The organism is Aquitalea sp. ASV11 (assembly GCF_016429185.1).
Classification (GTDB): domain Bacteria; phylum Pseudomonadota; class Gammaproteobacteria; order Burkholderiales; family Chromobacteriaceae; genus Aquitalea; species Aquitalea pelogenes.
Map to the genome: position 1 here is coordinate 1 of NZ_JAELUD010000120.1, position 6,018 is coordinate 6,018.

7 protein-coding genes and 1 pseudogene are annotated in these 6,018 nt (G+C 60.9%); 6 read left to right on the forward strand and 2 right to left on the reverse strand.

Going from position 1 to position 6,018, the window contains the following annotated elements:
• The 3 genes from ccsA to JHD62_RS20900 form a co-directional block, all read left to right on the forward strand.
• Positions 1–195, forward strand: a 195-nt coding sequence (gene ccsA / locus JHD62_RS20890) for a cytochrome c biogenesis protein CcsA (RefSeq protein ID WP_199104503.1), incomplete at its 5' end; no start/stop codon positions are given.
• Between the two features lie 120 nt (positions 196–315).
• Positions 316–1,902 (forward strand): TerC family protein, encoded by a 1,587-nt coding sequence (locus JHD62_RS20895; RefSeq protein WP_062788785.1) that lies wholly within the window; start codon positions 316–318, stop codon positions 1,900–1,902.
• Entirely contained in the window at positions 1,889–2,215 is a 327-nt protein-coding gene (locus JHD62_RS20900; RefSeq protein ID WP_199104504.1) for a GIY-YIG nuclease family protein, read from the forward strand. Before JHD62_RS20895 ends, JHD62_RS20900 begins: the two co-directional genes overlap by 14 nt.
• Here JHD62_RS20900 and JHD62_RS20905 read toward each other — a convergent pair.
• A complete protein-coding gene (locus tag JHD62_RS20905; RefSeq protein WP_199104505.1) occupies positions 2,209–3,030 on the reverse strand; it encodes an SAM-dependent methyltransferase in 822 nt (273 codons plus the stop codon). The genes JHD62_RS20900 and JHD62_RS20905 overlap by 7 nt on opposite strands.
• 123 nt (positions 3,031–3,153) lie before the next feature.
• On the opposite strand from JHD62_RS20905, the gene JHD62_RS20910 reads away from it, so the two are divergent.
• The 3 genes from JHD62_RS20910 to JHD62_RS20920 all read left to right on the forward strand — a co-directional run bounded on the left by JHD62_RS20910 (position 3,154) and on the right by JHD62_RS20920 (position 5,067).
• The gene (locus JHD62_RS20910) at positions 3,154–3,804 is read left to right on the forward strand and encodes an MBL fold metallo-hydrolase (RefSeq protein ID WP_304506265.1); all 651 of its coding nucleotides are present in this window, start codon (positions 3,154–3,156) and stop codon (positions 3,802–3,804) included.
• Entirely contained in the window at positions 3,804–4,139 is a 336-nt protein-coding gene (locus JHD62_RS20915; protein WP_199104506.1) for an MGMT family protein, read from the forward strand. Before JHD62_RS20910 ends, JHD62_RS20915 begins: the two co-directional genes overlap by 1 nt.
• Positions 4,140–4,317: 178 nt before the next feature.
• Positions 4,318–5,067, forward strand: a complete 750-nt coding sequence (locus JHD62_RS20920) for an outer membrane protein OmpK (RefSeq protein WP_199104507.1) — start codon at positions 4,318–4,320, stop codon at positions 5,065–5,067.
• 233 nt (positions 5,068–5,300) lie between these two features.
• On the opposite strand, the pseudogene JHD62_RS20925 reads toward JHD62_RS20920, so the two are convergent.
• A pseudogene (locus JHD62_RS20925) lies at positions 5,301–6,018 on the reverse strand (glucose-6-phosphate isomerase); the annotation flags it as partial.

A 6,018-nucleotide genomic window follows, 5' to 3' on the forward strand; every position in this document is an offset into this window, starting at 1 on the left:
AGCTGGGACCCGAAGGAAACCTGGGCACTGATCGTGTGGCTGAACTACGCTGCCTGGCTGCATATCCGGCTGGTGAAGGGCTGGCGCGGCAAGCCGCTGGCCTGGTGGGCGGTCATCGGTTTGCTGGTCACCACCTTTGCCTTCCTCGGGGTGAACATGTATCTGACCGGCCTGCACTCTTACGGCGGCCTGTAACCCTCCTCCAGCCCCGGCCTGCAGCACTGCCGGGGCTTTGCTTTGCCTGCACCACGGACAAGAAGGCCGTGGTTTGTTATTGTGTTGACTGTTTCTTTTCAAGGACCCCGTTTTTACATCATGGATTTATCCTGGCTGTCTGACCCTTATGCCCTGCTCGGCCTCCTCACCCTGATCGTGTTGGAGGTGGTGCTCGGCGTCGACAACCTGATTTTCGTGGCCATCCTGGCCGAAAAACTGCCTCCACATCAGCGCGACCGCGCCCGCGTGCTGGGCCTGTCACTGGCGCTGATCATGCGTCTGTTCATGCTGGCGGGCATCAGCTGGCTGGTAAAACTCACCGCCCCCCTGTTTTCCGTGCTGGGACAGAGCTTTTCCGGCCGCGACCTGATCATGCTGGGCGGCGGCCTGTTCCTGCTGTTCAAGGCCACCATGGAGCTGCACGAGCGGCTGGAAGGGGTGGAGCACAGTGAAGGCAATGGCCAGAAGGCTTATGCCGCCTTTGCCACCGTGGTGGTGCAGATTCTGGTGCTGGATGCCGTGTTCTCCATCGACTCGGTGGTCACCGCCATCGGTATGGCCGAGCACCTGAGCATCATGATGCTGGCCGTGGTGATTGCCATGAGCATGATGATCATGGCCAGCAAGCCGCTCACCCGCTTCGTCAACGCTCACCCCACCGTGGTGATGCTGTGTCTGGGCTTCTTGCTGATGATCGGCTTCAGCCTGATTGCCGACGGCTTTGGTTTCCATATTCCCAAGGGCTATCTGTACGCCGCCATTGGTTTCTCGGTGTTGATCGAGGTGTTCAACCAGATTGCCAACGTCAACCGTCAGCGCTTTCTCAATAGCCGTAACAGTTTCCGCTCCCGTACCGCCGATACCGTACTGCGCCTGCTGGGCAATGCGCCGCTGCAACACGGCGGCCATCACGAGCAGGAACACGAGGAAGGCCCGCACGAGGACGCAGAAGAAGCCTTTGCCCACAACGAGCGGGCGATGATCCACAGCGTGCTGACCCTGGCCGAACGACCGATCCGGGTGATTGCCACCCCGCGTTCCGACATTCACCGTCTGGATATCAGCCAGGATGCCGAGCAGCAACGCAAGGTGCTGCGTGACAGCCCCTACTCTCGCCTGCTGGTAGTGGGTGCAGGGCGCATCGACGAGCCGCTGGGCATCGTGGCTCGCAAGGACTTGCTGGCCCAGTTGCTGGACGGCCAGACGCTGGACGTGATGGCCGCGTTGCGCCAGCCGCTGGTATTGCCGGAAGGCATGACGGTACTGAAAGCGATGGAGGCCTTCCGTCAGCAAGCTGCCGACATGGCTTTTGTGGTGAACGAATTTGGCAGTCTGGAAGGCATCGTCACCCAGAAGGACCTGATGGAAGCCATTGCCGGCGACTTCCCGGAAGAACACGAACGCCATGAACAGCCGGCGCTGGTACAGGGCGAAGATGGCAGTCTGGATGTGGAGGGCAGCACCGAACTGGTGACGCTGGAACAGTACATCGAGCTGGGCAACTACGAGGAAGAGGACTTCCACACCGTAGCCGGCCTGTTGATGCACCGGCTGGAGCGCATTCCGCGCCAGGGCGACAGCATTCGCGAAGCAGGCTGGGAAATCGTGGTGACCGAGCAAAAGGGCAACCGTACCGAGCGGGTGAGCATCCGCCCGCTGCCCAAGCTGGACGATGAGCAAGGCTGACACCACCAGCCCCTCCGGCCAGTGGCATCTGTATGTGCTGGAGTGCCGTGACGGCGCGCTGTACACCGGCATCAGCAATGACGTGGCGCGGCGCTATGCCGCGCATCTGGCTGGCAAAGGCGCGCGTTACACCCGGCTCAACCCGCCACAGCGCATTGCGCTGGTTCACCCTTTTGCCGACAAATCGCAGGCGCTGAAGGCCGAATACGCTTTCAAGCGCCTGTCGGCCGCCGCCAAGCGCCAGTTGGTGGCAGGCGGCGATCTGCGCGACTGGCTGGCGGCACGTAGCGCCCCGCCAGAGCCTGCTCAGTAAACAAAGCGTTCGCGCAAATCTTCCAGGTTCAGCTCGCGCAGAATGGCTTCCTGCCGCTCGCGGGCACTCTGCTTGCCCTTGCCGGTTTTCTTGGCAATGATCAGCTCGTTCTTCATCGAATGCTCCCAGCCCACCAGCTCGGTCACCGTCAGCTGGTAGCCACGCGCTTCCAGTTGCAGGCAACGCAACACATTGGTCAGCTGGCTGCCAAACTCGCGGGTATGGATGGGGTGACGCCACAGCTCGGATAGCGGCGTCTTGCCGAAGGTCTCGTTCTTCTTCTGGCGCAGCACGGCGGCCACCTCGGCCTGGCAGCAGGGCACCAGCACGATGTATTTGGCGTCCTTGGCCAGCGCAAAGCGGATGGCGTCGTCGGTGGCGGTGTTGCAGGCATGCAGCGCAGTGATGATGTCCACCTGGGCCGGCAACTGCTCGGAGGTGATGGACTGCTCCACCGTCAGGTTGAGAAAACCCATGCGGTCGAAACCCAGCCGCGCGGCCAGCTCTTCCGAGCGGCTGACCAGCTCGGGCCGGGTTTCAATGCCGAATACCCGACCGGCATCTTTGTCCTTGAGGAACAGGTCGTACAGGATGAAGCCCAGATAGGACTTGCCCGCGCCGTGGTCGGCCAGGGTGACGTCCCCTTTGCTCTGCAGCACGTCCTGCATCAAGGGCTCGATGAACTGGTACAGGTGATACACCTGCTTGAGCTTGCGGCGGGTGTCCTGGTTGATCTTGCCGTCGCGGGTAAGGATATGCAGTTCTTTGAGCAACTCCAGCGACTGCTGCGGTTTGATTTCGGGAATCAGGCTCATCATGGCCTCCGGTAAAGCGGGAATGGCGCGATTTTACCAGTTTCGGCCGTCCCGCCCCGACAAGCTTGGCCGCAGCGGCCTGCCATGCCACAATTTGCCATCCCAATTGCACCGAGCACCGCCATGTCCCTGCAGTATCACCTGATTCCGGTTACCCCCTTTGCCCAGAACTGCAGCGTGCTGTGGTGCGATGTCACACGTGAAGCCGCCATCGTCGATGCCGGTGGCGATATCGACCGCATCCGCGCCTGGGTCGCGCAACAAGGACTCACCGTCACCAAGCTGCTGCTGACGCACGGCCATATCGACCACGCTGGCGGTGCCGGTGAACTGGCCGCCCAACTGGGCGTACAGATTGAAGGCCCGGAACAGAGCGAAAGCTTCTGGCTGGACCAGCTGCCCAATCAGGGCCGCATGTTCGGCTTTCCCTCCAGCCCCGCCCTCACCCCGGAACGCTGGCTGAACGAGGGCGATACGGTCAGCATCGGCCAGGAAACGCTGCAGGTGATCCACTGCCCGGGCCACACGCCCGGCCATGTGGTGTTCTACAGCGCCGCTGCCGCTGTGCTGGTGGCCGGTGACGTATTGTTCCAGGGTTCCATCGGCCGTACCGACTTTCCCATGGGCAATCACCAGCAGCTGATCGATGCCATCCAGCAAAAGCTGTTCCTGTTGCCGGACGACACCGTGGTGATTCCCGGTCACGGCCCGCTCACCACCATTGGCGATGAAAAGCGCCACAATCCCTTCGTGGCGGACGCCCGCTTCCGCTGATGTCGCCCGCCTTCGAACTGGCGGTGCTGGCGCTGGTGCGGCAGATACCGCCCGGCCGGGTCAGCAGCTACGGCGTGCTGGCGGTGGAGGCTGGCTTTCCACGCCACGCCCGTCATGTCGGCAAATTGCTGGGCAGCCTGCCGGACGGCCACGGCCTGCCCTGGCACCGGGTGGTGAACAGTGCCGGCCGCCTGTCCCGCCCCGGCAGTGAACAGGCCGACTGGCAGCGCGTGTTGCTGGAACAAGAGGGCGTCGAATTTTCTGCCAGCGGCAGCATCAGCCTGCTGCGCTATGGCTGGCCGGATAGCGCCTACTTGCCAGCCAATGTCCGCTGATGACGACATTTGCTGCATATTGTCCAACAGCAATACAGCCCGTTTTCATAATGTTGCTGAAATGTTACGTCGCTTGAACTGAAACTTTTCAATGTAGAGACTTGTGCGCTACCCTGCGCGCCCCCGTATGGTCTGCCCTGCGGGTTTTACATAAAAAAAGTTCACTTAGGCGGAAAAAATGAAAGCTCGCAAACTGCTGCTGGCCCTGTCTCTGATCAGCGGCTCCACCCTGGCGCATGCCGACAACTGGTCCTTTGCCAATGTCAGTGCCAACTACCTCGACTGGTCGTCCCGTACCACCGAGCAAAGCGGCAAGAAGGACTTCGGCTACCTGGAAGCCGAAGGCGGCATGGGTGGCAACTGGGGTGATGTCTACGGCTTCTTCGACCTGGAAAACCCGGGCAAGAGTGGCGACGGCCTGAACGGCTACGACCGCCGTTACACCACCAAGGCCATTGGCCGCTTCAACCTGACCCAGGTCGGCAACGTACCGGTACAGCTGTACGCACACGTTTACGACACCCGTGGCAACAACTTCTTCAGCCAGAACCGCGTATTGGGCCTGAGCACCGAACTGAAGTACGGCGACCTGACCATCAAGCCCTTCATTGGCGCACACAACGAGCTGGACTCCTTCGGCATCGGTTCCGGCTACAACGGCTGGATGGCGGGCTATGTGCTGCTCTACCCGTTCAGCGCCTTCGGGCAGTCCTTCCTGGTGACCCAGTGGCATGAAACCGAATTCGCCCGCAAGCAGGAATTCGTGGCCAACTACAAGCACAACACCGGCGAAAACGGTGCCATCGCCCTGTGGTGGAATGTGAACAAGCGCTTCACCACCGGCGTGCAATACCGCTATGCCGACCAGAAGCTGGGCTCGTCCGAGTACCAGAACGCGGTGATCTACAGCGCCAAGTACAATTTCTGATCAACTGTCGATCCCGACGGCCCGAATCATGCAAAACGCCTCCGCAAGGGAGGCGCCAGGCTGCTGACTATGTAATTTAGTGCGATGGCACAGGTCCCGGCAAAGCCGGGCCTTTCGACTAAAAGACTGATTCCGCAGCCTTTCCGTCTATTCCCTATCCCCCCGCCCTTCCCCTGAAAGGGAGCCTCGCTTTCCTTCCGGAAAGCGAGAGAGGGGTTTGATGTAAATCGGGCTTACTTGCTCTTGTTAGCCTGACGGTACAGCTGGATCAGGCGGCGGGTGGAGCTGTCGTGCTCGGCCGTTTTCAGCTTGCCGGTGAGTTCGCCGTGAATGGTCTTGGCCAGTTGCTTGCCCAGTTCCACCCCCCACTGGTCGAAGCTGTTGATGCCCCAGATCACGCCTTGCACAAAGATCTTGTGCTCGTACAGCGCAATCAGCGAACCCAGGTTGCGCGGGTCGAGGAAGCTCATCAGCAAGGTATTGGTGGGACGATTACCGGCAAACACCTTGTGCGGCACCAGCGCTTCCAGCGCATCGCCCTTCATGCCTTGCGCAGCCAGCTCTTCCCGTACTTCCTCGGCGGTCTTGCCGCGCATGAAGGCCTCGGCCTGGGCAAACACGTTGGCCAGCAAAATTTCATGGTGACCGGGCAGGCTGCCACGGCTTTCCAGCGAGGCAATCAGGTCGATCGGCGAAATATGCGTGCCCTGGTGCAGTAGCTGGAAGAAGGCATGCTGGCCGTTGATGCCGGTTTCACCCCAGATGATGGGCGCGGTTTCAAAATTGACCGGGTTGCCATTGAGTTGGGTCTGCTTGCCGTTGGACTCCATGTCCAGCTGCTGGATAAAGGCCGGCAGGCGATGCAGGTACTGGTCGTACGGTGCAATCACATGGCTGCCGCCACCAAAGTAGTTGATGTACCAGATGCCTATCATGGCCAGCAGCACCGGC

Coding starts and splice junctions, on each gene's coding strand:
- JHD62_RS20910 (WP_304506265.1), top strand. CDS start 3,154: ATGTCCCTGCAGTATCACCTGATTCCGGTTACCCCCTTTGCCCAGAAC.
- JHD62_RS20915 (WP_199104506.1), top strand. CDS start 3,804: ATGTCGCCCGCCTTCGAACTGGCGGTGCTGGCGCTGGTGCGGCAGATA.
- JHD62_RS20895 (WP_062788785.1), top strand. CDS start 316: ATGGATTTATCCTGGCTGTCTGACCCTTATGCCCTGCTCGGCCTCCTC.
- JHD62_RS20905 (WP_199104505.1), bottom strand. CDS start 3,030: ATGAGCCTGATTCCCGAAATCAAACCGCAGCAGTCGCTGGAGTTGCTC.
- JHD62_RS20900 (WP_199104504.1), top strand. CDS start 1,889: ATGAGCAAGGCTGACACCACCAGCCCCTCCGGCCAGTGGCATCTGTAT.
- JHD62_RS20920 (WP_199104507.1), top strand. CDS start 4,318: ATGAAAGCTCGCAAACTGCTGCTGGCCCTGTCTCTGATCAGCGGCTCC.